This is a genomic window from Nocardia sp. NPDC101769 (assembly GCF_044766925.1).
GTDB lineage: Bacteria > Actinomycetota > Actinomycetes > Mycobacteriales > Mycobacteriaceae > Nocardia.
On sequence record NZ_JBIWMX010000054.1, the window covers coordinates 1 to 26,054 of the forward strand.

The 26,054-nt window shown below is 64.9% G+C and carries 20 protein-coding genes and 3 pseudogenes; 17 read left to right on the plus strand and 6 right to left on the minus strand.

Going from position 1 to position 26,054, the window contains the following annotated elements; translation table 11 throughout:
• Positions 1-312 precede the first annotated feature (312 nt).
• Positions 313-975 (plus strand): group II intron maturase-specific domain-containing protein, encoded by a 663-nt coding sequence (locus tag ACIRRA_RS42215; RefSeq protein WP_402780459.1) that lies wholly within the window; start codon positions 313-315, stop codon positions 973-975.
• 661 nt (positions 976-1,636) lie between these two features.
• Here the strand turns inward: ACIRRA_RS42215 and ACIRRA_RS42220 are convergent.
• On the minus strand, positions 1,637-2,074 hold the full coding sequence (locus ACIRRA_RS42220) for a cupin domain-containing protein (RefSeq protein ID WP_402780462.1): 438 nt from the start codon (positions 2,072-2,074) through the stop codon (positions 1,637-1,639).
• The gene (locus tag ACIRRA_RS42225; protein WP_402780464.1) at positions 2,071-2,940 is read right to left on the minus strand and encodes a fumarylacetoacetate hydrolase family protein; all 870 of its coding nucleotides are present in this window, start codon (positions 2,938-2,940) and stop codon (positions 2,071-2,073) included. The genes ACIRRA_RS42220 and ACIRRA_RS42225 overlap by 4 nt, the downstream gene beginning before the upstream one ends.
• A gap of 174 nt (positions 2,941-3,114) precedes the next feature.
• On the opposite strand from ACIRRA_RS42225, the gene ACIRRA_RS42230 reads away from it, so the two are divergent.
• The 7 genes from ACIRRA_RS42230 (at position 3,115) to ACIRRA_RS42260 (ending at position 11,058) form a co-directional block, all read left to right on the plus strand.
• Positions 3,115-3,519, plus strand: coding sequence for a RidA family protein (locus tag ACIRRA_RS42230; RefSeq protein ID WP_402780466.1), 405 nt, complete (start codon positions 3,115-3,117; stop codon positions 3,517-3,519).
• 114 nt (positions 3,520-3,633) lie between these two features.
• Positions 3,634-5,253, plus strand: coding sequence for an AMP-binding protein (locus ACIRRA_RS42235; RefSeq protein WP_402780468.1), 1,620 nt, complete (start codon positions 3,634-3,636; stop codon positions 5,251-5,253).
• On the plus strand, positions 5,250-5,741 hold the full coding sequence (locus ACIRRA_RS42240) for an acyl-CoA thioesterase (protein ID WP_402780470.1): 492 nt from the start codon (positions 5,250-5,252) through the stop codon (positions 5,739-5,741). Before ACIRRA_RS42235 ends, ACIRRA_RS42240 begins: the two co-directional genes overlap by 4 nt.
• A gap of 8 nt (positions 5,742-5,749) precedes the next feature.
• Complete coding sequence (locus ACIRRA_RS42245) at positions 5,750-8,119, plus strand: bifunctional salicylyl-CoA 5-hydroxylase/oxidoreductase (protein WP_402780472.1); 2,370 nt, start codon at positions 5,750-5,752, stop codon at positions 8,117-8,119.
• Positions 8,120-8,122: 3 nt separating this feature from the next.
• A complete protein-coding gene (locus ACIRRA_RS42250) occupies positions 8,123-8,725 on the plus strand; it encodes a VOC family protein (RefSeq protein ID WP_402780475.1) in 603 nt (200 codons plus the stop codon).
• Between the two features lie 163 nt (positions 8,726-8,888).
• Positions 8,889-10,127 carry a dienelactone hydrolase family protein gene (locus tag ACIRRA_RS42255; RefSeq protein ID WP_402780478.1) on the plus strand — a complete coding sequence of 413 codons (1,239 nt, stop codon included), beginning with the start codon at positions 8,889-8,891 and terminating at the stop codon, positions 10,125-10,127.
• A gap of 64 nt (positions 10,128-10,191) precedes the next feature.
• Entirely contained in the window at positions 10,192-11,058 is an 867-nt protein-coding gene (locus ACIRRA_RS42260; protein WP_402780481.1) for a PaaX family transcriptional regulator C-terminal domain-containing protein, read from the plus strand.
• On the opposite strand, the gene ACIRRA_RS42265 is transcribed toward ACIRRA_RS42260, so the two are convergent.
• Together ACIRRA_RS42265 and ACIRRA_RS42270 are read right to left on the minus strand one after the other, a co-directional pair.
• Positions 11,051-12,667 carry a phytoene desaturase family protein gene (locus tag ACIRRA_RS42265; RefSeq protein ID WP_402780484.1) on the minus strand — a complete coding sequence of 539 codons (1,617 nt, stop codon included), beginning with the start codon at positions 12,665-12,667 and terminating at the stop codon, positions 11,051-11,053. The genes ACIRRA_RS42260 and ACIRRA_RS42265 overlap by 8 nt on opposite strands.
• 520 nt (positions 12,668-13,187) lie before the next feature.
• Positions 13,188-13,595, minus strand: a pseudogene (locus ACIRRA_RS42270) (TetR-like C-terminal domain-containing protein); the annotation flags it as partial.
• 897 nt (positions 13,596-14,492) lie between these two features.
• On the opposite strand from ACIRRA_RS42270, the gene ACIRRA_RS42275 reads away from it, so the two are divergent.
• The 9 genes and pseudogenes from ACIRRA_RS42275 to ACIRRA_RS42315 all read left to right on the plus strand — a co-directional run bounded on the left by ACIRRA_RS42275 (position 14,493) and on the right by ACIRRA_RS42315 (position 23,451).
• Positions 14,493-16,655: a thiamine pyrophosphate-dependent enzyme gene (locus ACIRRA_RS42275; RefSeq protein ID WP_402780487.1), complete on the plus strand. Its 2,163-nt coding sequence runs from the start codon at positions 14,493-14,495 to the stop codon at positions 16,653-16,655.
• Entirely contained in the window at positions 16,655-18,256 is a 1,602-nt protein-coding gene (locus ACIRRA_RS42280) for an indolepyruvate oxidoreductase subunit beta family protein (RefSeq protein ID WP_402780490.1), read from the plus strand. The genes ACIRRA_RS42275 and ACIRRA_RS42280 overlap by 1 nt, the downstream gene beginning before the upstream one ends.
• Positions 18,257-18,337: 81 nt before the next feature.
• Positions 18,338-19,210 (plus strand): PaaX family transcriptional regulator C-terminal domain-containing protein, encoded by an 873-nt coding sequence (locus ACIRRA_RS42285; RefSeq protein WP_402780493.1) that lies wholly within the window; start codon positions 18,338-18,340, stop codon positions 19,208-19,210.
• A gap of 170 nt (positions 19,211-19,380) precedes the next feature.
• The gene (locus ACIRRA_RS42290) at positions 19,381-20,133 is read left to right on the plus strand and encodes a cyclase family protein (RefSeq protein WP_402780496.1); all 753 of its coding nucleotides are present in this window, start codon (positions 19,381-19,383) and stop codon (positions 20,131-20,133) included.
• 303 nt (positions 20,134-20,436) lie between these two features.
• Positions 20,437-21,885 carry a purine-cytosine permease family protein gene (locus ACIRRA_RS42295; protein WP_402780499.1) on the plus strand — a complete coding sequence of 483 codons (1,449 nt, stop codon included), beginning with the start codon at positions 20,437-20,439 and terminating at the stop codon, positions 21,883-21,885.
• Positions 21,886-22,029: 144 nt separating this feature from the next.
• A complete protein-coding gene (locus tag ACIRRA_RS42300) occupies positions 22,030-22,164 on the plus strand; it encodes a hypothetical protein (RefSeq protein ID WP_402780502.1) in 135 nt (44 codons plus the stop codon).
• A gap of 43 nt (positions 22,165-22,207) precedes the next feature.
• Positions 22,208-22,666, plus strand: a pseudogene (locus tag ACIRRA_RS42305) (IS1380 family transposase); the annotation flags it as partial.
• Positions 22,667-22,726: 60 nt separating this feature from the next.
• Positions 22,727-23,263 carry a transposase gene (locus ACIRRA_RS42310; RefSeq protein WP_402780511.1) on the plus strand — a complete coding sequence of 179 codons (537 nt, stop codon included), beginning with the start codon at positions 22,727-22,729 and terminating at the stop codon, positions 23,261-23,263.
• Positions 23,227-23,451 carry a hypothetical protein gene (locus tag ACIRRA_RS42315; protein ID WP_402780505.1) on the plus strand — a complete coding sequence of 75 codons (225 nt, stop codon included), beginning with the start codon at positions 23,227-23,229 and terminating at the stop codon, positions 23,449-23,451. The genes ACIRRA_RS42310 and ACIRRA_RS42315 overlap by 37 nt, the downstream gene beginning before the upstream one ends.
• A 213-nt stretch (positions 23,452-23,664) precedes the next feature.
• Here ACIRRA_RS42315 and ACIRRA_RS42320 read toward each other — a convergent pair.
• Together ACIRRA_RS42320 and ACIRRA_RS42325 are read right to left on the minus strand one after the other, a co-directional pair.
• Positions 23,665-24,012: pseudogene (locus tag ACIRRA_RS42320) on the minus strand (transposase); the annotation flags it as partial.
• A gap of 309 nt (positions 24,013-24,321) precedes the next feature.
• On the minus strand, positions 24,322-25,269 hold the full coding sequence (locus tag ACIRRA_RS42325) for an acyl-CoA thioesterase (protein WP_402780508.1): 948 nt from the start codon (positions 25,267-25,269) through the stop codon (positions 24,322-24,324).
• Positions 25,270-26,054: the final 785 nt, after the last annotated feature.

The following is a 26,054-nucleotide window of genomic DNA, read 5'->3' on the forward strand; positions in this document are numbered from 1 at the left end:
TGGTTCCGCCGGCTGCGCATCCGCTGGGAAATCCGCGACGACATCCACGAAGCATTCCTCAGCCTGGCCTGCGGCATCATCTGCTGGCGTCGACTGGTCAACCTCTCACTTTGTTAGGAGTTCTTACACCGGCCCAGCTGCCTTGAGCCAGCCGAATAACAGCCCCGACCAGCAAGTACCGGCAGCACCACCCTCGCAGTCCAACCCCACATCACATGACTAGTCACGTACTCGAAGAATAGGCAGCGAGTATGACCTTTTCGTGAGCCTCGATGATCCCGCACGCAGCGGCCGTGGCAGCCAGGCGGGAGTATGAGCACTCCCGGGCGCCGCGCTCACCGTCGTCGCAAGGGCCTGCCGAACTGGCGGATCGTCCGCTACGCGGACGATTTCGTCGTGCTCGTGCACGGCACCGGTGACGATGTCGAGCGCCTGCGCGAGGAGATCGCGGAAGTGCTTGCGCCTGTTGGGCTTCGGTTGTCGAAGACCAAGACACGGGTGATGCACATGAGCGATGGGTTCGACTTCGTTGGGTTCCGCATCCAGTGGAAACGCAAGCGAGGCACGAACAAGTGGTACGCCTACACCTTCATCGGCGACCGGCCTATCCGGTCGTTGAAGGGCAAGGTCCGTGCCCTCACGAGCAGATTGTCGCAACAGCCACCCAGGGACGTGCTGGTCCGGCTCAACCGGATCATGCGCGGCTGGTCCAACTACTTCCGGCACGCGGTCTGCAAACACACCATGGACAGCCTCGGCAACTTCGTGTGGTGGCGAGTTGTCCGCTGGTGGAAGCGGCTGCACCGTTGGAGATGGAAGGACGTCCACCGTCACCTCGCCGACCGCACCGGTCGGTGGCACAGGCCGTCGGCGGACGGGATCGAACTGTTCAATCTCGCCAAGGTGTCGATCACCCGATATCGGTATCGCGGCAACACGATCTCCACTCCCTGGACCCTGTCCGGCCACGCCTGACGGCCGACATCGTGGAGAGCCCGGTGCGTGGAGACACGCACGCCGGGTTCGGCGAGCGGCTCGCAGAGACGGACCGGTGGCAACACCGGCACCGCGCTGCGGGCCGACTCAACCATCCGATACCGGCTGGGCCTCAAACTGATTGGCTGTACTGCCCCCGTGTGAAGCTACAAGGTCAGCCTCTTCGTTACCGACGGTCCGGTAGTGCCTGCGGACTGACGCACGGTAGCAGCGGGGGCGCTGGTGTCGAGCGAAGATCCCTCATTACCCTCGCTCGACACCAGCACGATCAATGGGGCCGGGTATCGCTCATCGGCCGGTCTTCGCCTGTAGTAGGTGTGGCTCTCCGCTGACCTGGACGTTGACGACAGTGCCCACGGGCGGGGGAGCGGAGTCGGCGGCCGCATAGAAATTGTCGACCAGCACATCACCGGCGGCCAGCTACCCGCCTGCGTGGGTGATCGGAAGTACCGCGTACGGATTCACGTCACCGTTGGCGGGCATGGTCGACGCCAGCGTGGTCACCGTGGTCCTGCCATGCAGGAACGTGGTCTATCGGTGCACATGTGGGTTGCAAGGTGCCATGCCTTGGTCGAAGGTTCCCTTCGTCCGTCGACGGCGGTCGCGGTCGCCGAGGGGGTGTGGCGACCGCGACCGGTGATCAGGCGCGGCGGTAGCCCTCCAGGATCGAGTCGTCGACGTCGGGGAGGTTGACGACGATGTTGTCGGGGGTGCGGCAGGTCAGCCAGACCAGTTTTTCGGTGGTGCTCATGTTGACTTCGACGTGCGGCATGAAAGGGGGGACGAAGACGAAGTCGCCTTCGGCCATGTCGACGTATTCCTGGTAGTTCTCGCCGTAGTAGATGCGGGCGACGCCGGTGAGGACGTAGCCGCCGGTTTCGGCTTCGCCGTGGTGATGGGGGAGGGAGCGGTAACCGGGTTCGTTGGTGACCTTGCCGTACCAGATCTTGGTGGCCGGGGTGTGCTGCGGGCTGACGCCCGAGACGCGGGCCGCGCCGCCGGACTGGGCGGTGTGGACGTATTCGGCACCGGCGCGGGTGACGAGGGGGGCGACTGCGGTGTTCAGGTCGCTGGTCATTTGTTATCCTTTCCGTCCCGCGGTGCGGGTTCGATTTCGTTGGGAGAGGGGATGATTCGGTTGCGGAGGACGCCGATGCCCTCGATCTCGGTCTCCACCATGTCGCCGGGGCACAGGAACCGGGGCGGTTGGGCGGCGATGCCGACACCGCCGGGGGTTCCGGTCAGCACGACGTCTCCCGGCCGGAGCGTGGTGAACTCGGAGATGTAGGACAGCAGGGTCGCGGGGGCGAAGACCAGGTCGTCGGTGGAGCCGGTCTGCTCCTCTACGCCGTTGACCTTGCATACGATGCGGAGGCCGACGGCGGGGTCGATCTCTTCGGGGGTGACGAGCTCCGGCCCCAGCGGGGTGGTGGCGTCGAATGCCTTGCCCTGCAGCCATTGCGGGGTTCTGCGCTGCCACGCCCGGACCGAGAAGTCGTTGGCGACGGTGTATCCGGCGATGCCGGCCAGCGCGGTGTCGGGGTCGGCGTGCCGGAGTTCGCTGCCTACCACGATGGCGAGTTCGGCTTCCCAGTCGAGCGCGACCTCCGCGGCCGGTCCGGGAAGCACGATATCGGCGTCCCAGGCGGTGAGAGTATCGGCGAATTTCGCGAAGAGTGTGGGGAATTCTGGTGCGGGCCTGCCCATTTCGGCGATATGGGTCCGGTAGTTGTGGCCGCAGCACACGACCTTGGTGGGCGCCGTGACCACCGGTGCCGGTCGGCCCTCGAACATCGTCTCCTGGGGCGACAGTGGTTGCGTCGAACGCCAGTCCGGATCGGTGAGCAATGCCCCCACATCCGGCGCGGTGGTCGCGCGCCAGAGTTCGTCGATCCGGACCTCGGCGCGAGTGCCGTCGCCCGAGACAACTGTTCGTAAACGCATCGCTGGGTCACTCCAGGGTCTGCCGGGTGAGTCCGGGTCGGTGGCGAACGCGATGATCACGAGATATCACGTTCTATTGACGATGGTGACGATAGCACCATATGGTGACCTACACCATCTCTTCGATGAGGTCGGCTCGCTGGACGAGCGGACTCGAGTGAGAAAAGAGGCGTCATGCCCGTCGCACGCATCAACCCGCCCGCACTCGCGAAGCCCTCGGGCTTCGCGCACGCGACGCGTCACCGCGACGTCGTCCATCTGGCTGGTCAGACCGCTCTGACGGCCGAGGGAAAGATCGTTGAGGGCGGTATCGTCCCGCAGTTCCGGCAGGCGCTGACCAACGTGTTGACCGCCCTGGAAGCGGCCGGTGGGCGGCCGGAGGACCTGCTCAGCGTCACGATCTACCTGCTGGACATTCCGGACTATCAGGCCTATGGCAAGGAGATCGGCCGTATCTGGCGTGAGCTGGCCGGCACCGACTACCCGGCTATGGCGGGCATCGGTGTCACGGCCCTGTGGCAGCCCGAGGCGCTGATCGAGATACAGGCGGTAGCTGCGGTGGAGTTCGAATCCGCCTGAGGCGCGAGCCCGCGAACTGTCGCGGCGCCTAGCTATACCGAAGCCAAGACGAACGTCTGCTTATTGCAATACCCAGGGTTCGGCCAAGAGCCTGCCTCCTGAAAGGGCAACCCGATGCTCACACCTTCCGCGCACACTGACACCTTCTGCCGGGACAACCTCCCACCCACGGAGCAGTGGCCGGAGTTCGTGTTCGACCTGTCCGAGCTCTCGTATCCCGACCGTCTGAACTGCGCCACCGTGCTGCTCGACGGAGCGGTGGCCGTTCACGGCCGCGGTAGGCCGTGCATCCACACCGGTGACGAGACGTGGTCCTACGGTGAGTTGCTGGACCGGGCCAACCAGATCGCACACGTTCTCACCGAGGAGTATGGCCTGGTTCCCGGCAACCGAGTGCTGCTGCGGGCCCCCAACACGCCCTGGCTGGTCGCCTGCTGGTTCGGGGTCGTGAAGGCAGGCGGTGTGGTCGTCACGACCATGCCCCTGCTGCGCGCCGTCGAATTGTCGAAACTGATCCAGCTGACCCGGCCCGCGCTCGCGCTGTGCGATCACCGCCTGCTCGATGAGCTGTACGCCGCCGACTCCACGCTGCCGGTGGTCCCGGTCGGCGGCTCCACCGCCGTGGACCTGGTCGCCCAGGCTGCGCCGAAGCCGGTGGTCTTCGACGACGTCTGGACGGCCGCCGACGACGTCGTCTTGCTGGCGCCGACCTCGGGCACCACCGGCACGCCGAAGGCGACCATGCATTTCCACCGCGATGTGCTCGCCAACGCCGATACTTTCGCCGCGCACATCGTGCGGCCGAAGGCGGACGACGTATTCGCGGGAACGCCGCCGCTGGCGTTCACCTTCGGGCTCGGGGGACTGGTGATCTTCCCGTTCCACGTCGGCGCGTCGGTGGTCCTGCTGGAGCAACCGGATCCGAACGCATTGGTCGAGGCGATCGAGAAATTCTCGGTGACAGTACTTTTCACCGCCCCCACCGCCTACAAAGCCTTGATCAAACGCGCCGATCTGGATCGGACCGCTTCACTACGCCGCTGTGTCTCGGCCGGTGAACACCTGCCCGAGACCGTGTACACCAAGTTCCGTGAACTGACCGGGTTGAAGATCATCAACGGAATCGGCGGAACCGAACTGCTGCACGTGTTCATCTCGGCCGCCGACGACGACATCAGGCCTGGCTCCACCGGCCGCGTAGTGCCGGGCTATCGCGCTGAGATCCACGACGACAGTGGCAATTCGGTCCCGGATGGCACTGCGGGCCTGCTGGCGGTGAAGGGACCCACCGGTTGCCGCTATCTTGCCGACGCACGGCAGCTGGAATACGTGCGCGACGGCTGGAACATGACCGGCGACGCCTACACCCGCGATGCCGAGGGCTACTTCTGGTATCAGGCGCGCAGCGACGACATGATCGTCTCCGCCGGCTACAACATCGGCTCTCCCGAGGTCGAAGCCGTTCTGGACCAACACCCCGACGTCATGGAATCCGCGGTGATCGGCGTACCGGATCCGGATCGCGGGATGATCGTGCACGCCGCTGTCGTGCTGCGGCCCGGCGTGGTGGGCGGCACCGAAAAGGTGCGCGAGCTACAGGAATTCGCCAAACGCACAGCGGCTCCGTACAAGTATCCCCGCAGCGTCGAGTTCGTCGACAGCCTGCCGCGGAATCCGAGCGGGAAGCTGCAGCGGTACAAGCTCCGTGAGCGGTGGGGAGTGGCGCCGCGATGACCGGCATCGTTATCGAGCGGATCGTCGATTGGCAGGACACCGATGCCGCCGGGCACTACCACTACAGCACTGTCATTCGGTGGGTCGAAGCCGCCGAGGCCGCGCTACTGGACAGGTTCAGGATGCGCTGGCTGTTCGGCCGAATTCCCCGGGTGCGTTACGAAGTCGACTACCTGGACCGGCTGTGGTTCGGAGACGTCGTTTCGATCGACCTGTCCGTCGGCGAGCTCGGCCGCTTATCGCTGCGCTACGACTTCGTCGTCACGAGGATTTCCGCAGCGGGCGAGGCGCCTGGCGCGGAGCCGCCGACGGTCGCGGTCCGCGGTGCATTGACCGCGGTTCACGCTCCTGACCCCACCGGCGGTGCTCAACCGTGGCCGGCGGCCATCGCTGCCGTCCTGCGGGGCGGCGGCGCGCCGATCCTCGTGCCGGACAGGGCCGGTGAACCTCCCACCGATATTCCGTCTACTTCATTCCGAGAAGTGTGAGGCCTGTTATGCGTATTGCCGTGATCGGCGGAGGGCCCGCGGGTCTGTATTTCTCCGCCCTGATGAAGCAGCTCGATCCGTCCGACGAGATCACGATCTGGGAGCGCAACGCCCCGGACGACACCTTCGGATTCGGCGTCGTGTTCTCCGACGAAACACTCGGCGGCATCGAGCACGCCGATGAACAGGTGTACCGGGCGATGAGTGAGCGGTTCGCCCGCTGGAGCGATATCGACATCCACTACCGAGACGAGGTCCGGACCTCGGGCGGACAGGGCTTCGCCGCGATGAGTCGCAAGGAGTTGTTGCACATCCTGCAGCAGCGGTGTGCCGAGTTGCGGGTTGCTATCCATTTCCGCACTGCCGCACCGGATGTCGAGGAGCTCGCCGCCACCCACGACCTCGTTCTGGCCTCCGACGGCCTCAACTCCGCGGTGCGTACCCGGTTCGCCGACGTGTTCGGCCCGAGCCTGGACCCCCGATGCAACAAGTACATGTGGCTGGGCACCGACCGCGTGTTCGAGGCATTCGAGTTCTTCGTCAAGCACACCCCATACGGGATCATGCAGGTGCACGCCTACCCGTTCAGCGCCGGGCAGAGCACCTTCATTGTGGAGATGCATGAATCTGTCTGGCGTGCTGCCGGTTTCGATGTGTTCGCGGACCTGGAGTTCGCGCCGGGCGAGAACGACGAGAAGTCGATCGCCTTGCTGAAGGAGATCTTCGCCGCCGAGCTGGACGGGCATGCGCTGCAGGCGAACAACTCGAAGTGGATCAACTTCACCACGGTCCGCAACACGACGTGGCGGCACGGCAATATCGTGCTCATCGGCGACGCCGCGCACACCGCGCACTTCTCGATCGGCTCGGGCACCAAACTGGCCATGGAGGACGCGCTGGCCCTGGCGGCCTGCCTGCACGAGAACGATTCCGTGGCAGCCGGACTCGACGCCTACGAGATCGAACGGCGACCGGTCGTGGAATCGGTGCAGCGTGCCGCGCAGGCGAGCCTGGAATGGTTCGAATCCATCGGCCGCTACACCGATCAGCATCCGGACCAGTTCGCGTTCAATCTACTGACCCGCAGCCGCCGTATCACCTACGACAACTTGCGCCTGCGTGATGACGGGTTCGTCGAGGCGATCGACGGCTGGTACCTGTCCGAGCAGACCGACGAGGCCGAAGCACCGCGCCCGCCGATGTTCTACCCGCTGCGGATCAAGGGCGTCGAGCTGCCCAACCGGATCCTGGTGTCGCCCATGGACATCTACTCCGCCATGGACGGCGTGCCGACCGACTTCCATCTGGTTCATCTCGGCAGCAAAGCGCTCGGCGGTGCCGGGCTGGTGATGACGGAGATGGTGTGTGTATCCCCGGAGGGCCGCATCACCCCCGGATGCGCCGGCCTCTACACCGAGGAGCAGGAGCGGTCCTGGGCCCGCATAGTCGACTTCGTGCACTGCGGCACACGTTCGAAGATCGGTGTGCAGCTGGGTCATTCGGGTCGTAAGGGCGCGACCAAGGTGATGTGGGAGGGCATCGACGATCCGCTGGAGACCGGGGGCTGGGAGACCGTCGGTCCGTCGGCTCTGCCCTACGGCCCGGACAGCCGTACCCCGCGCGAGATCACCATCGCTGAGATGGACGAGATCACGGCGCAGTTCGCCGCGTCGGCCCAGGCCGCCGCGCGTGCGGGTTTCGACGTGCTCGAAGTGCATTGCGCGCACGGCTATCTGCTGTCGTCGTTCCTGTCGCCGCTGGCGAATCAGCGGACCGACGAGTTCGGCGGCTCGCTGGAGAATCGGCTGCGTTTCCCGCTGCGCGTCTTCGACGCAATCCGGGCGGTGTGGCCCGCGGATCGACCACTGTCGGTACGCATTTCGGCGACGGACTGGGCCGATGGCGGCAACACCGTCGACGATGCCGTCGCGATCGCCCGCGCCTTCGCCGAGCACGGCGTGGACCTGCTGCACGTGTCGTCCGGCCAGGTGGTCAAGCACGAGACTCCCGCGTACGGCCGCAGCTACCAAACTCCGTTCGCGGACCGGATTCGGCAGGAAGTCGGTGTGCCGCACGGCATCGCCGTCATTGCCGTCGGTGCCATCTCGTCCTATGACGACGTCAACTCTGTCCTGCTGGCGGGTCGCGCCGACCTGGTCGCGATTGGCCGCGCGCACCTGTGGGATCCGCAATGGACGCTGCACGCGGCCGCGGACCAGGGTTACCGCGGAGACGCCGCCGAATGGCCGGCTCCGTTCCGGGCCGGCAACCGCAAGCCCCCGACGGGCCGCACAGACGGACCGCCACCCCGCCTGCAACTGGTCCGCGAGGCCGCCCGCCACCACGCGCCGACCCGGCGCTGGACACCCGAGAGGTAAAAGATGTTGTACTCCCACGATGCTGACGATGCGCCGATCTGCAGTTCCGGCCGCGTCTTCGATCATGTAGGAATCACCGTGCCGGATCTCGAGGCAGGCATAGCCTTCTTCGCTGACCTGTTCGGTGCACGAGAGCTCTACCGGCTGGGCCCCTTCGATTCCGCCGAATTGCCTGCCGCGGGCGACGGCAGGGACTGGACCGCGGCCCATGTGAACGTCCCCGGGGCCCGCTTCACCCTGGCGATGCTGCAACTCCCGGATGGTGTGCTGCTGGAACTGTTCCAGTACGACCAGCCGGAGGGCGCCGAGCCGATTCCACCGCGCAACAACGACATAGGCGGCCATCACCTCGCCTTCGCTGTCACCGATCTCGACGCCGCGGTCGAGCGACTCCGTGCGCGCGGGCTCGAGCTGATGAACGGTCCCATCGTCGTCGACGACGGCCCGGTCGCCGGCCTGCGGGTGCAGTACTTCCTGAGCCCGTGGGGCATGCAGTTGGAGCTGGTACAGCATTCCGTGAGTTCACTCCGATGCGTGAGCAGGATGACCGAGGTCAGCGAGAATTTCAGTGATCCCGGGGCCGGCATCGAGCAGCAGGCGATGTAGACCCGGCTCGGCGCACATCGAAAGTGTCTAAAGGGCAAGGGAGTTCGCCAACCGGCGCGCGATGCGCGGGTGGCGCCTACCGGATCGCAGCCGAGCATCCGGATTTCGTCTGAGCAGAACCGGCCCGGTTCTCGAAAACAGCTATTCGCAAAAGGAATTCAAGGTGGGCACGTACATCGACATCGAAAAGAAGACCGGCGGATCGTTCGCCGCCTATCTGGCCGAACCGACCCGGGGCTCGGGACCCGGTCTGGTGCTGCTGCAGGAAATATTCGGCATCAACGACTACATGCGGGACATGGCGGACCGCTTCGCCGACGAGGGGTACGTCGTGGTCGTGCCCGATCTGTTCTGGCGCTCCGAGCCGCGTGTCGAACTCGGTTACGACGATGCGGGATTCACCCGCGGACTCCGGTTGCGCGACGAACTCGATCTGGATCTCGCCATAGACGACATCGGAGACACCATCGTCGCGCTGCGGAGTCGGGACAACCAGGCCGGGGGAGTCGGGGCGATCGGCTTCTGCCTGGGTGGGCTGCTCGCCTACCTGTCCGCGGTCCGGCTGCCGGTGGACTGTGCGGTCAGCTACTACGGCGTCGGCGTGCACGAACACCTCGAAGAGGCTGCAGAGTTGACGGTCCCCACGCTGTTCCATCTCGCCGGGTTGGACGAATACTGCCCAGAGCCTGCCCGTAAAGCGATCCGCGCCGCATTCGACGGCGACGATCGTGTGCGCTGCTACGACTACCCAGGTGTCGACCACGCATTCGCCACTCACGGCCGTGATACCTTCGAGCCGCTGAGCGCCGGGATGGCCTTCTCCCGCACCCTCGAGGTGGTTCGGCAGGCCATCGGCCCTCGCTACGATCTGTCCGCCCTGTGGGACCAGCACATCTACCACGAATTCGACACCCGGGACGTGACCGCGACGATGGCGACCATGGTCGACGAACCGTACGTCAACCACATTCCGACGCTGACCGGCGGCGTCGGGCAACGAGATCTCGCACGGTTCTATGCGCACCACTTCGTGCACAAGAACCCCTCCGACACGAAATCCATCCCGATCTCTCGCACGATCGGAGCCGACCGGATCGTCGAAGAACAGCTGTTCTGCTTCACTCACGACAGTGAAATCGACTGGATGCTGCCGGGAGTCGCACCGACCGGCCGCTATATCGAGGTGCCGTTGATCGCAATCGTCACCTTTCGCGGCGACAAGCTCTACAACGAGCACATCTACTGGGACCAAGCGAGTGTGCTGGTCCAGATCGGTCTACTCGACCCGGTCGGCCTTCCCATCGCCGGGGCCGAACAAGCGCGCAAACTTCTCGACAAGACGCTGCCATCGAACACGATGATGGCGAGCTGGGCCGAGAGCGAAGGAAAGCCGATCGCCTAGCCGGTCGAACGTGTACGCGACGGCGGTCGACTGCGACCGCCGTCGCGTCACGTATGGTGTCCGTATGACGGCAGCGCAGAAATCGATCCACATGACCGCAGGTGGCCGCGACTCTCGCCTCGCCCAATTGATCATCACCCTCTTCGGCCTGTGTGCACGAGCCGAGGGCAATTGGCTATCGACCGCGTCGCTGGTGGCATTGATGACCGACCTCGGCGCCGAATCACAAGCGGTGCGGTCGTCGATCTCGCGTTTGAAACGGCGCGGCGTGCTCCTGAGCGCCCGCAACGCCAGTGCCACCGGATATTCGGCATCGGATTCGACGCTGGAGGCATTGGCGGAGGGAGATCTGCGAATCTTCGAGCGCAGCAGGGCCTCCGAAGACGACGGATGGCTCGTGGTCGTATTCTCGGTCCCGGAATCCGAACGCGCCAAACGGCATGCCCTGCGAACGAGCTTGACCCGCTTAGGTTTCGGGACCACCGCCCCCGGGGTGTGGATAGCTCCGGGGATCGTGGCCGACGAAACGCGGCAGGTTCTCGAGCGCCATGGGTTGTCGGAGTACGTGGACATGTACATCGGAGAGCACTTCGCCTTCGGCGATCTCCGCTCGAAGATCGCGCAGTGGTGGGATCTGGACGAACTCAGCGGAATGCACGCGGATTTCCTCCGGCGTTACCGACCCATCTTGCATCACGTGACAGTCGACAATCCAACCCCGCGAGAAGGTTTCGGGCTCTACGTTCCAATGCTGACCGAATGGCGTCAGTTGCCCTACCGTGATCCGGGCTTGCCACTCTCGGTGCTACCCCCGGCATGGAATGGGCAAGCGGCGGGGGTGCTCTTCGATCAACTGGAGGAGATATTGAGTCCGCTTGCCCACAAGCACGCGCTCGCTGTAATCCACGGTCGCCGGGCTGAAATCATCTAGTAGGCAACAGCTTCCGAGATAGCTTTCGTTGCGACAGTGCTGTAGCCACCAGGTGGCCGGATCCGCCGCTGAGACCGGCACCGGGATGGGTGGAGGCACCGATTTGCCACAGTCCCGGTACCGGAGTCGCATGTCGGCCGACGGAGGCGAGCGGCCGCCACAGATAGCTCTGATCCAGTTCGCTGGAACCTCCGTACGGGTCGCCGGCCAACGCATTTGGGTTGCGATCGGCCAGGTCTCGGGGAGTGATGAGGTCGACGGCGAGCAGCTTGTCGCGCAGATCCGGGGCGTGGACGGCAATCCGGTCGAGGACCCGGTCCGCATAGCCTTTCGCGAGCGTCTCGGTCCAGCCCTCCGTGGTGTCCAGCACACCGGCCGCGTCACCGCGCGGGGCGAACGGAACCTCCTGCAATTGCAGCCACAGGGCGGCTCTACCCGGTGGCACCCGGCTGGGGTCGAGCACATACTGCTGCCCGACCACAATCGTGGGGCGGTGCGGCAGCAGCCCGGCTTCGGCTTCGGCGCAGGCGATTCCGGTGCTTGCCGACCCATCGGAGATATGGACCAGCGGGATCTGTGCGAGCCGGGAGTCCCGCCAGGTCAGCGGCGCGGACAAGGCAACGTGGATCTGCATCTCGCCGCGACCATAGCGGAAGGCCGCCGCCTCGGCGCGGATCGTCGGGTCCACGGTCTGCGGTGCTAGCAGTTCGCCGTAAAGAGCCGTCGGAGTTACCGACGCGAGCACCGCGCGGCGTGCTCGGATCGTCCGGCTGCCAGCCGAAACTCCCACGGCGCGGCCGTTTTCCACGAGAACCCGGTCAACCTGCGTCCCCGTCTGGATGGCCACGCCGAGCTCGTCGAGCAGTGATCGGAAAGCGGCCAGGAAGCGCGCCGAGCCGCCCTCGACCACGGGCAGTCCCGCCGCGTGGAGGGTTCCCGCAAGTAATGGCATCATGATCCCGCCGGACGCGTGATCGGGGGAGAGGCCGCCGTGCAGCAGCCACGGGGCGTAGAGGTGATCGACCTCGGGACCGCGAAACTCCCGGCGCGCGAAGCTACGACCGCTGGTGACGGCAGCGCGCAGCCAGTACTCGCTGTCGCCTCGCCCGCCGGTCCGCAGCAGTCCGAGGGCATGCCGGATCGAAGCGGTCGACCGCAGTTCGCTGCCCATCAGCCCGCCGATGGATCCCATGTCGCGGTACAGCTTTCGCAGCAGCGACAGATATGCCGTCCGGTCCGACGGCTCCTCGAACTCTGCCGCCGTGCGCTCCGGGTCCCGGTGAGCCACCGTGACCCTGCCGTCGTCGGCGACACTGGCGGTCGTCCACTCATCGGTGTTGCGGTAGACGAGCCCATGCTGGTGCAGTGACTGTGCGAGGTCGGCGTACGCCGGGCCGGACACGAACAGTGGGTGCCATGACGAGAACGTGTCGTGCAGGAAGCCGGGAAGCGTTCGCTCCTCAGTAGCTATGAAACCGCCAATGTCCGGGTTGCGCTCCAGCAGCAGCACTTTCCAGCCTGCCCTTGCCAATTCGGCCGAAGCCACCAACCCGTTGATACCGGAGCCGACCACGATGGCGTCGATGCCATCCGGCGTTGTCGCTGTCATCCGTCCGACGGTAGAAGATCCCGATCCAGTCGGCCATCCCCTCTGCACGAGGGCTGTGCGAACCACACCGCTGCGACGTGGTCGGATCGTCGTGGCTGCGGTTGCATCGGGCCCGCTCAGGAGTCATTTTTCTCATCCATCCGTGACGGTCGTTCAGATGTCGGTATATGATTGTGACGGTCGACACACCGGCAGAGAAGGGACATCACGTCCCAAGATCATGGGTGGACCATCGCTACCGAAGAAATACCGTTCGAACCAACTCGCCGACGGCGTGGAAATGAGGGTTGTCCACATTGATGAGGAGACCGGCGCGTGGACGGTCAGGGTGCCTGCCCAGAAGGGGCGGTCCTGCCACGGCACCGGCACCTGCCCGAGGCGGAGCTCTACATCCTGAAGGGTGCCGGCGCCCATCCTCGGACCGGGGATTTCTCGATCCCGCAATAGAACGGTTGTGTCGGTTCGAATGTTGTTCAGGTGGGGTGGCGACCATCCTCATGGAGCTGTCACGCATTCGGTGCTAGCCCAGATGTGTGGCGAGGTCCTGCATCTCCTTCCGGTGGAACGCGGCGCGATCGGCCGTCAGGGCCTGGAGGTGCCCGTTGACCTCGAGCGTGACCAATCCATGCATTCGGCTCCAGATCCGAATGGCCAGAACAACACCCGCTGGTGGCAGGTCCGGAAGCTGAGCGCGAGCACTCTCCGGGACGTCGGGGTCGACCATCGGTATCTCCTGGTCGCCGAGGGGTTCTCGTCGACTCGCATGCGGCCGTGCCGCGGCGGCGAGCCCGATGAATCCAGCGCGGATCCGGTGCCTTGCCTTGTGTGCGACCTCGCTGTCCGGCTCGCGGTAGCCCGGCACCGCGTCTCCGTAGATGAGACGGAAACCGCTGGGATTTGCGATCGCCCATTCCCGAAAGGCTGTTGCCCAGGCGAGAAGGCCACCGCAGGCGTCCTCGGCGAGCCTGACCTGTCCTCCTGCGAACCTTCCAGGGCATCGACGAGGGAAGTGGAGACGTCTTCGATGACGGCCGCCACCAACGCATCCCCTGTCTCGTAATAGCCCTACAGCGCCCCGCCGTCATCCCCATCTCCCGGGCGATAGCGCGTAACGAGATTGCGTCCGGACCGGAGTGGGTCAGCAGTTGCAGAGCGATCGCGCGGATCTCGGCCGATGTCTCGATCCGACGCCCTTCGCGCCTAGATCCATTAACGGTCGTCATCTCGACGGCATACCCACTTCCGCGCGTACGATCTGACTGCACCGAACGGCGTTGAGTTCGTATACCGCGTTCAGGTTCTGGCAGAGACCCGGCCCGCGATCGACGTGCGCAGCTTCACGATCCGGGGGCGGTGCCTTCCGCAATCGCGGAATCTCACCCTGGGAGAAGGCGTGACTTCAGCCGTCACAGCGGCGGATTGGCCACAGGAAAGTGGCTCCTACGTCGACTTGATTTCGCGTTTGCTGGACATTCGGGAGAGCGAACGCGTCTGGGCCGTTGCCGATCGGTGCGCCGCCCCGCGCCGACATCGTTGCCGACCCGGACGACTGGATCGCCGGTCGATAAGCCTTCCCGGTGACGGTATATGAGTTCTTCATGATGATGGTCAGGTGAACGGAATGCAGGGCTCGCGCATGCGACCCGGTCCATCCCTCCCCGCGAAGGCGGTTCGGGTCCAAGTTGTAGTGGCAGGAACGGCGAGTGGCATAGTATTCGGACACAGCCAGCGGTTGCGGCGAAGTGGTGACGGTCGTTAGATTATCGACATATGATTCAGCGGGATGGATGCCGCACCCCGGGCAATAGGCAGCGAGGAGAACACGATGGCCGAACGGTCGTTTGCGAACGAGGTCGGGAAGCTGCGCCAAGGTGCGGGATCCACATTGCACGTGGAAGGCATTCTCGCGGTGACCAAAGCCCTGCTCCAGTCCGGCGTAGCGTACGTCGGCGGCTACCAGGGTGCTCCGATCTCGCATCTGATGGATGTCCTCGGCGACGCGAAGGAGGTCCTCGATGAGCTCGGGGTGTACTTCGAGAACAGCGCCTCGGAGGCGACCGCGGCGGCCATGCTGGCAGCATCGGTGCACTACCCGCTGCGTGGGGCGGTCACGTTCAAGTCGCCCGTCGGCACCAATGTTGCCTCCGATGCGCTCGCCAATCTCTCCAGCGGCGGTGTCACCGGCGGCGCGCTGGTAATCCTCGGTGAGGACTACGGCGAGGGCTCGAGCATCATGCAGGAACGCTCCCACGCGTTCGCCATGAAGTCCCAAATGTGGTTGCTGGACCCGCGACCCAACATCTCCGCGATCGTGGATGCCGTCGAAGCGGGTTTCGAATTGTCGGAGGCCAGCAACACCCCGGTCTTCCTCCAATTGCGGCTGCGCTCATGCCATCTGCACGGTGGATTCGAGGCCAAGGACAACAAGCGGCCGCCCATGACGGTGACCGAGGCCATCGAGCAGCCCACCCGCGACGTGAACCGAATCGTGCTGCCCCCGGCCAGCTTCCTGCACGAGAAGGAGAAGATCGAGCGCCGCTGGCCGGCCGCCGTCGAGTACATCGCCAAACGCAAGCTGAACGAGGTGTTCGGGAACGATCTCGCCGATGTCGGGATCATCGTTCAGGGCGGGCTGTACAACACCTTGAACCGGTCGATGGAATTGCTCGGCTGCTCCGACGCTTTCGGCAATACGCAGATCCCGATGTATGTCATGAACGTCGCGTACCCGGTGATCGACGAGGAGGTCATCGACTTCTGCACGAACAAGCGTGCGGTGCTGCTGATCGAAGAAGGCCAGCCCGACTACATCGAGCAGAACATCAACACCGTCCTGCGCCGCGCCGACATCGCCACCAAACTGCACGGCAAGGACATGCTCACCACCGCAGGCGAATACACCTCCCTGGTGGTCACCCGCGGCCTGCACGAATTCCTCACTGCCTATCTACCCGAAGCGATCACCGGCGAGCCGGCGCTGTTGCGCGCGGCCGATGATCCGCGCAGCCCGTTCGCCATCCGGGTCGAACCGCAGATCGTGCAACCGCGCCCGCCGGGGCTGTGCACCGGCTGCCCGGAACGCCCGATCTTCAGCGGTCTCAAACTCGCCGAGCGGGAGACCGGTAAACACCACATCAGCGCCGACATCGGCTGCCACCTGTTCGCGATCAACGCACCGTTCGATCTGGGTGCCACGACCATGGGTTACGGCCTCGGTTCGGCCGGTGCCGCGGCCTTGAACCCCAAGGACGCCGATCGCGCGACCATCGCGGTCATGGGCGACGGTGGCTTCTGGCACAACGGGCTCACCAGCGGTGTCGGCAACGCGGTGTTCAACAAGAACGATCAGGTGCTCGTCGTCGTCGACAACGACTATGCCGCCGCGACCGGCGGTCAGGACGTGCTGTCCTCGCACGCCGACCTCGGAGCCCGCTCCACACAGCACCCGATCGAGAAGGCCGTGCGTGGTGTGGGCGTGGAATGGGCACGCACCATCGACGACACCTACGACGTCACCCATGTCCGCGATACCTTCCTCGAGGCATTCACCACCGACGAGCCCGGTCCGAAAGTGCTTGTCATGCAAAGCGAATGCCAGCTCAACCGGCAACGCCGAGAGAAACCGAAAAGAGCGCAAGCGCTCAAGGCGGGCAAGCGGGTGGTCCGGGAACGCTTCGGCGTCGACCCGGAGACCTGCACCGGCGACCACGCCTGCATCCGGGTCTCCGGCTGCCCGTCGCTGACCATCACCGACAATCCCGACCCGATGCGCACCGACCCCATCGCCACCGTGCTCGACAGCTGCGTGGGCTGCGGTGTGTGCGGCGCGAACGCGCATGCGGCGGTGCTGTGCCCGTCGTTCTACCGCACCGACGTGGTCGACAACCCCACCCTCCGCGACCGCGTCCTGGCTCGGCTGCGGACCTGGTGGATCGGAATGCTCTCCCGCGGCGACGAGCGGCGCGCGGCGGCGATGGAGGTGTACTGATGCCGAGTTGGTACGAGGGCCGGCGGCCCATCACGCTGGCGATCCTGGCCATGGGCGGCGAGGGTGGCGGCGTGCTCGCCGACTGGATCGTGGAAGTCGCCGAGCGGGCCGACTACCACGCCCAGACCACGTCGGTGCCAGGTGTCGCTCAGCGCACCGGGGCCACCGTCTACTACGTGGAACTGTTCCCGCCGTCGCCGCACGCCGCAGGTGAGGGCCGCTCCGAGCCGGTGCTCAGCGTCTTCCCCACCCCGGGCGAGGTCGACATCGTCGTGGCTTCCGAACTCATGGAGGCCGGTCGGGCCGTGCAGCGGGGTTTTTCCACTCCCGATCGCACCACCCTGATCAGCTCCACTCACCGGGTCTATTCGATCCACGAGCGAATGGCCCTGGGCGATGGGCGTGTCGACAGTGACGCCCTGCTGGACACCGCCCGCCGCGGTGCCGCGACACTCATCGCGGCCGACTTCATGGTCATCGCCGAGGAGGCGCGCAGCGTGATCAGCGCGGCGCTGTTCGGAGCCTTGGCGGGCTCGGGCGCGCTGCCGTTCACGCGGGAGCAATTCGAACAGCCGATTCGAGACTTCGGCAAGGGCGTCGAGCAATCCCTGCGCGCCTTCGCGGGTGGCTTCGACACCGCGCAGCAGACGCTGGACGCGCGGCCCTCCGCCTCCGCGCCGGTTGACTTGCAGCTCATTCCCAGGCCCCTGTCGGCCGAGGAGAAGAAGCAGCGAGAAGAGAAGCGCCGCAACGATATTGCCGCCACCGACCCTGGCTCGCTGGTCGGGCCGAAACTGCGGCCCCTCGCCGAGGACGTGAAGGCCCTGCCTGCCGCGGCGCGCTCGATGATCCTGCACGGACTGGTCCGGACCGCCGTTTATCAGAACCTCGACTACGCTCGGCTGTATCTGGACCGCGTCGGCAAATTCGCCGTCGCCGATCCGGAGGCCGACGGCGCGGCCCGGCTCACCGTCGAAGCGGCCCGTCACCTGGCGCTGTGGATGTGTTACCAGGACACCATCCAGGTGGCGCAGCAGAAGATCCGGCAGCACCGCATGGCACGCATCCGCGAGGAGGCTCGCGCGCAGCCCGGCCAGCTCATCCAGGTCCGCGAGTACCTGCACCCGCAGATCGACGAGATCACCGACACCCTGCCCGCCGGACTTGGTGGCGCACTGCGGCATTCGAAGGCCTTCGGCCGTATCGTGCGCGCGATGACCCACAAGGGCATGACGGTCAACACCAGTTCGATAACCGGCTACACCGCGTTGACCGTCATGGCGCGGGCCCGGCCGTTGCGGCCGCGATCGCTGCGCTTCGTCCGAGAACAGGCCGCCATCGAGCAGTGGATGGGCATCGCGCTGGCAGCCGCACCCGGCGACGCCGATCTCGCGCGCGAGATCGTCGAATGCCAGCGTGTACTGAAGGGCTATGGCGCCACCTATGAACACGGCAATGACAGCTTCGACAAACTCATGACCGCTGCCCACGAAATCGCTTGTCACCCTGAGCCGGCGGCTCGGTTGGCCCGGCTTCGTGAGGCGGCGCTCGCGGACGAGGACGGTCATACTCTGGCCGCCGCACTCGGCCGTTCCGCCTGACGTCATGTCACATCCCCAGCGCCGCTCCTGAGCTTCCTCTACGTGTACGGAACGAGCGCGGACGTCTTGTATGGTGCAGAAGTGACGGCAGAATCGCAGGCGACCACGCCGGGCACCGGGGGCCGGGATGCTCGTCTGGCGCAATGGATCATTACGATTTTCGGTCTGTGTGCCCGCGCGGAAGGCAACTGGCTGTCGACCGCATCGGTGGTCGGGTTGATGGAGGATCTGGCGGCCGAAGGCCAAGCAGTCCGATCCTCGATCTCCCGGCTGAAACGGCGCGGCGTGCTGGTAAGTGAGCGGTCCGGCGGCGCCGTCGGCTACCGCTTGGCGGACACCACGCTCGAGGTGCTCGCCGAGGGCGACCATCGGATCTTCGAGCGCTCCCGTGCGACTGAATCGGACGGATGGGTACTCGTCGTATTCTCGGTGCCCGAATCCGAGCGGGACAAGCGCCACGCGTTGCGCTCCGGACTGACCCGGTTGGGATTCGGCACCGCGGCACCCGGCGTGTGGATCGCACCGGGTACGTTGGCCGCGGAGACACGGCACACCCTCGAGCGGCTCGGCCTGTCCGACTATGTGGACATTTTCAGCTCTCGCCACGTCGCCTTCGGCGATCTGCGCACCAAGGTCCGGCAGTGGTGGAATCTGGAGGAACTGGCCGGGTTGTACGCGGACTATCTCCAGCGCTATCGACCTGTTCTGTTCCAGGCGACTGCCGAACCGATCACGCCACGGGAAGCGTTCGCGCTGTATATCCCGATGCTCACGGAATGGCGTCGGCTCCCTTACCGCGATCCCGGACTGCCGCTGTCCTTGTTGCCGCCAGCCTGGAACGGTGAAGCTGCTGGTGCGCTGTTCGACCAGCTCAACGCGCAGTTGAACTCCCCTGCGCAGAACCACGCACTCGCGGTGATTCATGGCAAACGCCGCACCGGCCGATCGAGCTAGTGGAACAGAGTCCTTGTTTGCTCAGTTTTATCTACCGAATCTCTGTATTGAATCGGTGACGGGCGTAAGATACCCGCTACAAGATGGCGCCACGCCATCGGTAGTTCGACCGTCACGCCTCCGGAAGAGGGATTCCTGTGAGCACTACTCCCGCACTGTTACCCGCCGTCGTGGCGGCGCTGGCCGATGGCCGCCTCGAGGTCCTCGACCTCACCGCACCCTTGAGTCCCGAAACGCCGGTGCTACAGCTGCCGGAACCGTTCGCGAACACGATCCCGCTGTCGCTCGAGAAGGTCAGTGACTTCGATGCGGCAGGTCCTTTCTGGAGCTGGAACAACATCCACACCGGTGAGCACACCGGTACGCACCTGGACGCCCCTGTCCATTGGTCGTCGGGGCGTGAGGGAGCCAGCGTGGACCGGATCCCGCCGGCGCGACTGTTAGGTCCGGCGGTCGTCGCCGATTTCACCGCGGAAGTCGATGCCGACCCTGATTTCCTGCTGGAACCCGAGCATCTCGACAAATGGGTGGTCGAACACGGGCCCCTGCCTGAAGGGGCTTGGCTGCTGTTCCGGACCGGGTGGGGCAGCCGCGCCGCAGACGCGATCGCATTTGCCAATGCTGACGCGGACGGCCCGCACACCCCTGGCGTTTCCGCGGCTGGAGCGGAATGGCTGGCCGCATCGCCGATCACTGGCTTCGGCGTGGAGACCGTCGGCATCGACGCCGGTCAGGCCGGGGGCTTGGAGCCCCCATTTCCGGTGCACTACCACCTGCTGGGGGCGGACAAGTACGGCCTGACCCAGTTGCAGGGCATCGATCGCCTTCCGGTGACCGGTGCAATGCTGGTGGTTGCGCCCCTGCCTATCGTGGGCGGTACCGGGAGTCCGGCGCGTGTATTCGCGCTCGTAGACCGCTCATGACCTGAATCGCTTCACCGTTCTAGTGGGTGTCGGGTGCGCTGGCGCCCGGCAGCTCCGATCTTCCCGACGCTCATAGCGCGGTTTCAAGGCCGTTGGAATCGCCTGCTCGATAGCGAATAAAAGACGGCCGTCAGTTTTTGGATATACTTCGAAGGGTTGGCCTTCCTGGCCCCCTTGCGAGAGCGCCCTCGACTGCGTCGACTGCGCGCATACCCGCCTCCGGTCGCTTTCCATCACCGGCTCAGCCGGTCTGTGGACGACTTCTTCCCGTTTCACCACTTACGTCCCCGAGAGGACATCGCCATGGAACCCGCGTCCAGCTCACCCGACTTGAAGTCCCGAATCGAAGATCATGCGCTGACCGCTGTGCCGACCTCCGAGCGCCGGTCCGGATGGGGTCTGATGACCAACACCGCTGGCATCGCCTCCACCCTGGTGCAGTTGGCGATCGGAGGTGGCGTCACACTGATCGCCGGCGTCGGCTACGGCATTCTCGCCGGTGTGGTCGTCGCTGTTTTCGGTGGCATCGTCGGCTGGATGGTCGGCCAAATCGCCTATGTGTCAGGTACTTCCAGCACGGTAACCTCGCGCTACTACGGGCTCGGCGTGCGTGGTTCGGCGCTGGCGTCGTTGATCTTCGCGTTCATGATCCTCGGCTTCCTCGCGCTGGAGAACGCCCTCCTGTACTACGGCACATTGTTCATGTTCGGCTGGAAGCCGTCCCTTGGAAACGCAGTGCTGATCTACGGTGTTCTCACCGTGGTGTGGATCGTTCTGACAACGTTCGGTCTGAAACTGGTGCAGCGTACTTCCACGGTGCTGCTGGTGGCGTTCACCGTACTGACGGTGGTGCTGGCGGTACTGGCGCTGCGCGGATCCGGCAGCTCGGTGGGCGAGCTTCTGTCCGCGGGGCCGGTCGTGCCCGGCTACGGTGGCGGTGCTCATCGATTTGCCGTCGCACTGTCGATCCTGGCCGGATCGGCCGGGGCGCTCGCTCTCGTCGATGCGGACTATGCCCGTTACGCAAGATCGAGCCGGGACGTCGGCATCCTTGCGGTCGGCGGAGCGCTGATGATCGATGTCGTGGTGGTGGTGCTCGGCACCATTGTGATCCACGCCGGCGCTGTCACCGTGCAGAACTATCTGCGCGATCATCCTGGTGTCGCCGCCACCCAGGGTGGAGACACCACGGCCGACAAAGTCCTGTGGATGGCAGATAACAATTCTGGCGCCTTCTTCATCGTCCTGGCCGGATTCATCGGCTTCGCATTGATGTATGCGGCCCAGATCAAGGCGCAGGTCCTGAACTCCTACTCGGGGTCACTGGCGTTATCCAATCTGTCGAACAGCCTGTCGGGTCGGCATGTCGGCCGATTCGCGATGATTGTCGTAGGCAATCTCATCGGTTTGCTGATGATCGCCGGAAACATCTTGGGCCTGATCGCCGGATATCTCGGAATTCTCGGGATAACGACCACCGCCTTGGCCGGCGTTATGATCGCTGACTACTTCATAGTCCGTCGCTGTCGGCCCGCAGCTCAGGATCGGGTGGAGGCCGTGAACTGGTCCGGAGTTTCATCGCTGGTTGTCGCTTCGGCCGCCGGTGAACTGGTCGTCACCCTGGACTGGACTCAGTTGGGCTTTTTGGTCGCGCTGGTCGTAGCACTGATTCTCTACCCTCTGCTTCGGCTCACCGCTCTGCCCGAGCGTGGTAGTGCCATCGATCCAGCCGCTGCGCTGGCTGAGTCCTGAGCCGGGCCGTGAACATGAGTTGCCGTGTCAAGGACTGTTCGAGAGCGGTCACGAGGGTCAGAGACCTCGATACCCTTCCGGTCGTCGGCCGATCGAACAGCTCACATGAAGTCGGGCTGTGCAGCTAACACGCGACGGAGATCGATGGCTGTGCCGATTGGATCTGGTCGAAGCGTCGACGAGGGTGTCCTCGACTGGCTGGTTCTCATCGATGACCAGATCAAGGAACTCAGCCTCGATCCACCGACGGGCTTGTGTCCGTCGGTGCTCGTTGAATGAGAAAAGTGCCCTTCGAACTGGGATGATCACTGTTGTCTAGGCAATGATCGGTCCGGTTCAGAAGGACACCTCGGGTGCAAGTTCGCACAGGTTCGCCGCGGAGTCAGCGGTGTTCGATGATCAGAATCTGGTGTCGCTGGCCGGTCTGGTGCCGGTGATGCGCCTGGCCGAGCAGACCGGGCTGGGTGAGCTGCTGGCGGAGAAGGTGTCGATCGCCTCGCCGCGGATCAAGTCCGGGGCGGCGAATCCGGGCCCGAAGCTGGCGAGGTTGATCGCGGGGATGTGTGCGGGCGCGGACAGCATCGACGATGTCGATGTGCTGCGCAGCGGTGGCATGAGCGCGGTGTTCGACCGGGTGTATGCGCCGTCGACGATCGGAACTCTGTTGCGGGAGTTCAGTTTCGGGCATGCCCGGCAGTTGGAATCGGTGTTGGGTGCGCATCTGTCGCGGTTGTGTGAACGGGTCGGGCTGTTGCCCGGTGCCGGCGTGCGGGCGTTCGTGGTCGGGATCGAGACCGACCGTGGCCCGTGGGTGGCGGCGCTGATAGCCGGAGGGTATTCGGTGTTCGCGGTCAATCCGCTGCAGGCGGCTCGCTATCGGGAGCGGTATGCGGTCTCCGGCGCAAAAAGCGATTCGGCCGACGCGCATGTGCTCGCCGACATGGTGCGCACCGACCCCCACCAGCTGCGAGCTGTCGCCGCCGACAGCGCCCCGGTCGAGGCGTTGAAAGTGGTTGCGCGAGCACATAAAACATTGATCTGGGAACGCACCCGCCATGTCCAGCGGCTGCGACACGCATTGCGTGAGTACTTCCCCGCCGCGCTGGAGGCCTTCGACGATCTCGCCTCGTCCGACACCCTGGAACTACTCGGCAAGGCACCGGATCCGGTGCCGGCGGCGCAGTTGTCGCTCAACCAGATCCGCGCCGCGCTCACCCGCGCCCGCCGCCGCGACGTCGACGCCAAAGCAACCCGGGTCCAGGCCGTGTTACGCGCTGAACACCTGCGCCGAGACACGACGATAGACACCACCACGCAGCCAAGGCACGAGCATCGGTCAGCGTGCTCGTCACCCTGCGCGAACAGATCACCGCACTGAAGGGGCAGGGGGAGGCCCATTTCGACCGACACCCGGACGCTGAGATCGTCTTGTCCCAGCCCGGGCTGGGCGTGGTTCTCGGTGCCTGGGTACTCGCCGAATTCGGAGACGCCCGCGACCGCTACGCCTCGGCGAAAGCCCGCAAGAACTACCCCGGCTCATCGACGCCCTCCTGCGTCAGGCGTTAGTGCCTTGACCGTCTCACCGGGCGCGCGTGCCTACTACGACAAACACCGTGTCCGCGCCCTCGAACACCACGCCGCACTGCGCCAGCTCGCCAACCGCCTCGTCGGCATCCTCCACGGCTGCCTCAAAACCAGAACCGCCTACAACGAAACCACCGCATGGTCACCGCACGCTGAACAGTCCACCGCAGCTTGACATTCAAGCCCCTGGGATGTCTTTTTCGCCCGCACCGACGCCGCGTCGATCACCGCCCGCGACCAGTCGATCAAGCGACGGCTGCCCAGTTCGTCGAGCACCGGACAATGTAGACGCCGCCACAGCCCCGCCTCGGTCCAGTCGGTGAAGCGGCGATGCGCCGTGGGCACGGTGACCCCGAACGACGGCGGCAGCATCCGCCACGCGCAGCCGCTGGTCAGCACGAACACCACGGCGGTGAACACCACTCGATCCTCGACCGGGTCGGTGCCGACGCCCTGCGGACGCGGCTCGAACTTTGGGATCAGCGGCTCGACCAGAGCCCATAACTCGTCCGGGACAAGGCGTTTCGACAACTCGTCGGTCACGAATCGAACATTATGCGGCACACCGCATTCCGACACGCCGCAAACGAATCACAACGACGTGAGACACGGTCTTAGGAAATGCGTTGTCTGGACCGTGCCTGATGGGATTGAACTCATCGGGCCGATGTCCTGGCGACCGAGTGGAGTGCTTCCCGACGGCGCAAGGATTTCGATCGAAGCACTATTGGTCGGAATCCGGAAACCGTCGACAATCGACCTGTACTTGAGTGCTGATCAGGCGCGGCAGTTGATCAACATCCTTGAACTGCACCCGGGGTTACGCAGATAAAACACGCAAAATCAAAATAATTATTGAGCGGCGGGCCGGATCATGCCTTCCTGCGCGACGGTCGCCAGGTGCCGACGGTCGCGAGTGAAGAAGCGCCCCGTGCCAAGGCCCCGGCCGGACTCGGCGGCCACAGCTTCCTGTAGATAGAGCATCCAGTCGCCGACCGGACCCGGTCGGTGGAACCACATAGCGTGGTCAAGACTCGCTGTTACCAACCCGGGTTCGGCCCATGGACGATTTAGCACTCGAAGCACCGGTTCGAGGATCGTGTAGTCGCAGACGTAGGCGAGAGCTGCCAAATCGCGTTGAGCGTCAGTCAATCCCACCACCGAACGCAGTGGATCGAACGGTTTGACCCAGACTGCTTGATGCGGCAACCGCTCGCCGTCGACGGCGAGATACACAGGCCCGGGTACGTGTCGCATGTCGAAGCTGCGGCCGCTCGACCAGTATGCCTTCGACTGCTCTGTCATCGACCCACCACTACGCGACGCCAGGTACTCGGCTGAGGTCGGCAACTCTTCTGGGTCGGGGACATCCAGGTTGAATCCGGTAATGAATGTTTCCCCAGGCTCACCGGCAGCGAACCCCGCTAGGCATGCATACACAGGCTTTCCACCCTGATAGCCGCGTACCTGCCGGGTGCTGTACCCGCGGCCGTCCCGCAACAGTTCCACTTCGTATCGAACCTCGGCGCCGATATCGGCAGGCCGCAAAAAGTATGAGTGCATCGAGTGCAGGGTCTTGCCATCGGTCACCGATCGCATGGCTGCGGCAGCGGCCGGAGCGACCAGGTCGCCGCCGTAGGCTTTCGGCCACGGGCATGGTTGCGTGACCGCCGTGAATGCCACGTCGAAGAACTCTGGCTCGGCAGGTGTCAGGGCGATAGCTGCAGTGAATACCGCAGATGTCGCGGCTGTTGCGGCGGTACCCCAGTCGACCAAATCCGGCGCGTCGCTATGCGTCACGACCGGTGCTCCGACCCCGTTGAGTGACGGGGATGTTGAATTATCCCCACTGGCCGGTACCTGCTGAGATAGGGCTCCATGGGGGGCTCCGTTCCAGTCGTGATGATCGAGCTGACCAGGTCATCAAATCTATATGATGCATTCTTCACGACAGTAATCAAATGTCAATATCATGGACTTAGGGTTGTATGAGTGGTCCTGGCAGCTGCGTCGCCGGGCTGTGGCATGCTGACCGAAGTGATCTTCCCGGGCGGATCCACGCCAGCCCGGAAGCTGCCGGTTCCGATGACCGCCCGCCGAACCCGGCGTGCTGCGTCCGGACCGGAGTGGGTCAGCAGTTGCAGAGCGATCGCGCGGATCTCGGCCGATGTCTCGGTCCGACGCCATTCATCAGTGGCAGGAACACCCGGACCGTGGCCAGGCGCCACCACTCTGTGCCGCAGGTGAAACCAGCGAATCACCCCCCATCAGCAACGCCCTCGAGTATGAGACCCCGTTGGGAATAATCGTGGACGAGGCCAGGACGCTGGGGCGGCAGCTCGCCGGGCACGACGACGACTTCTGACCGGCGCCCGCGCAGCGATGCCCTCACGCTGGCGTGACTTTCCGGTCAGGTGGACCTCACGGGCCTCGTCGTCCTTGCCGGAGAAGATGTAGCGGGGCACACGCCGACCGTATGGCCTGTTCAATGGCAACGGCAAGGTCTCGGTTACCTCCGCGAGTGTGCAAGCGCCGTTTGGTATCCCACCGCGGGGCCTTCTCACACCGCCTCACGATCTCCTCAT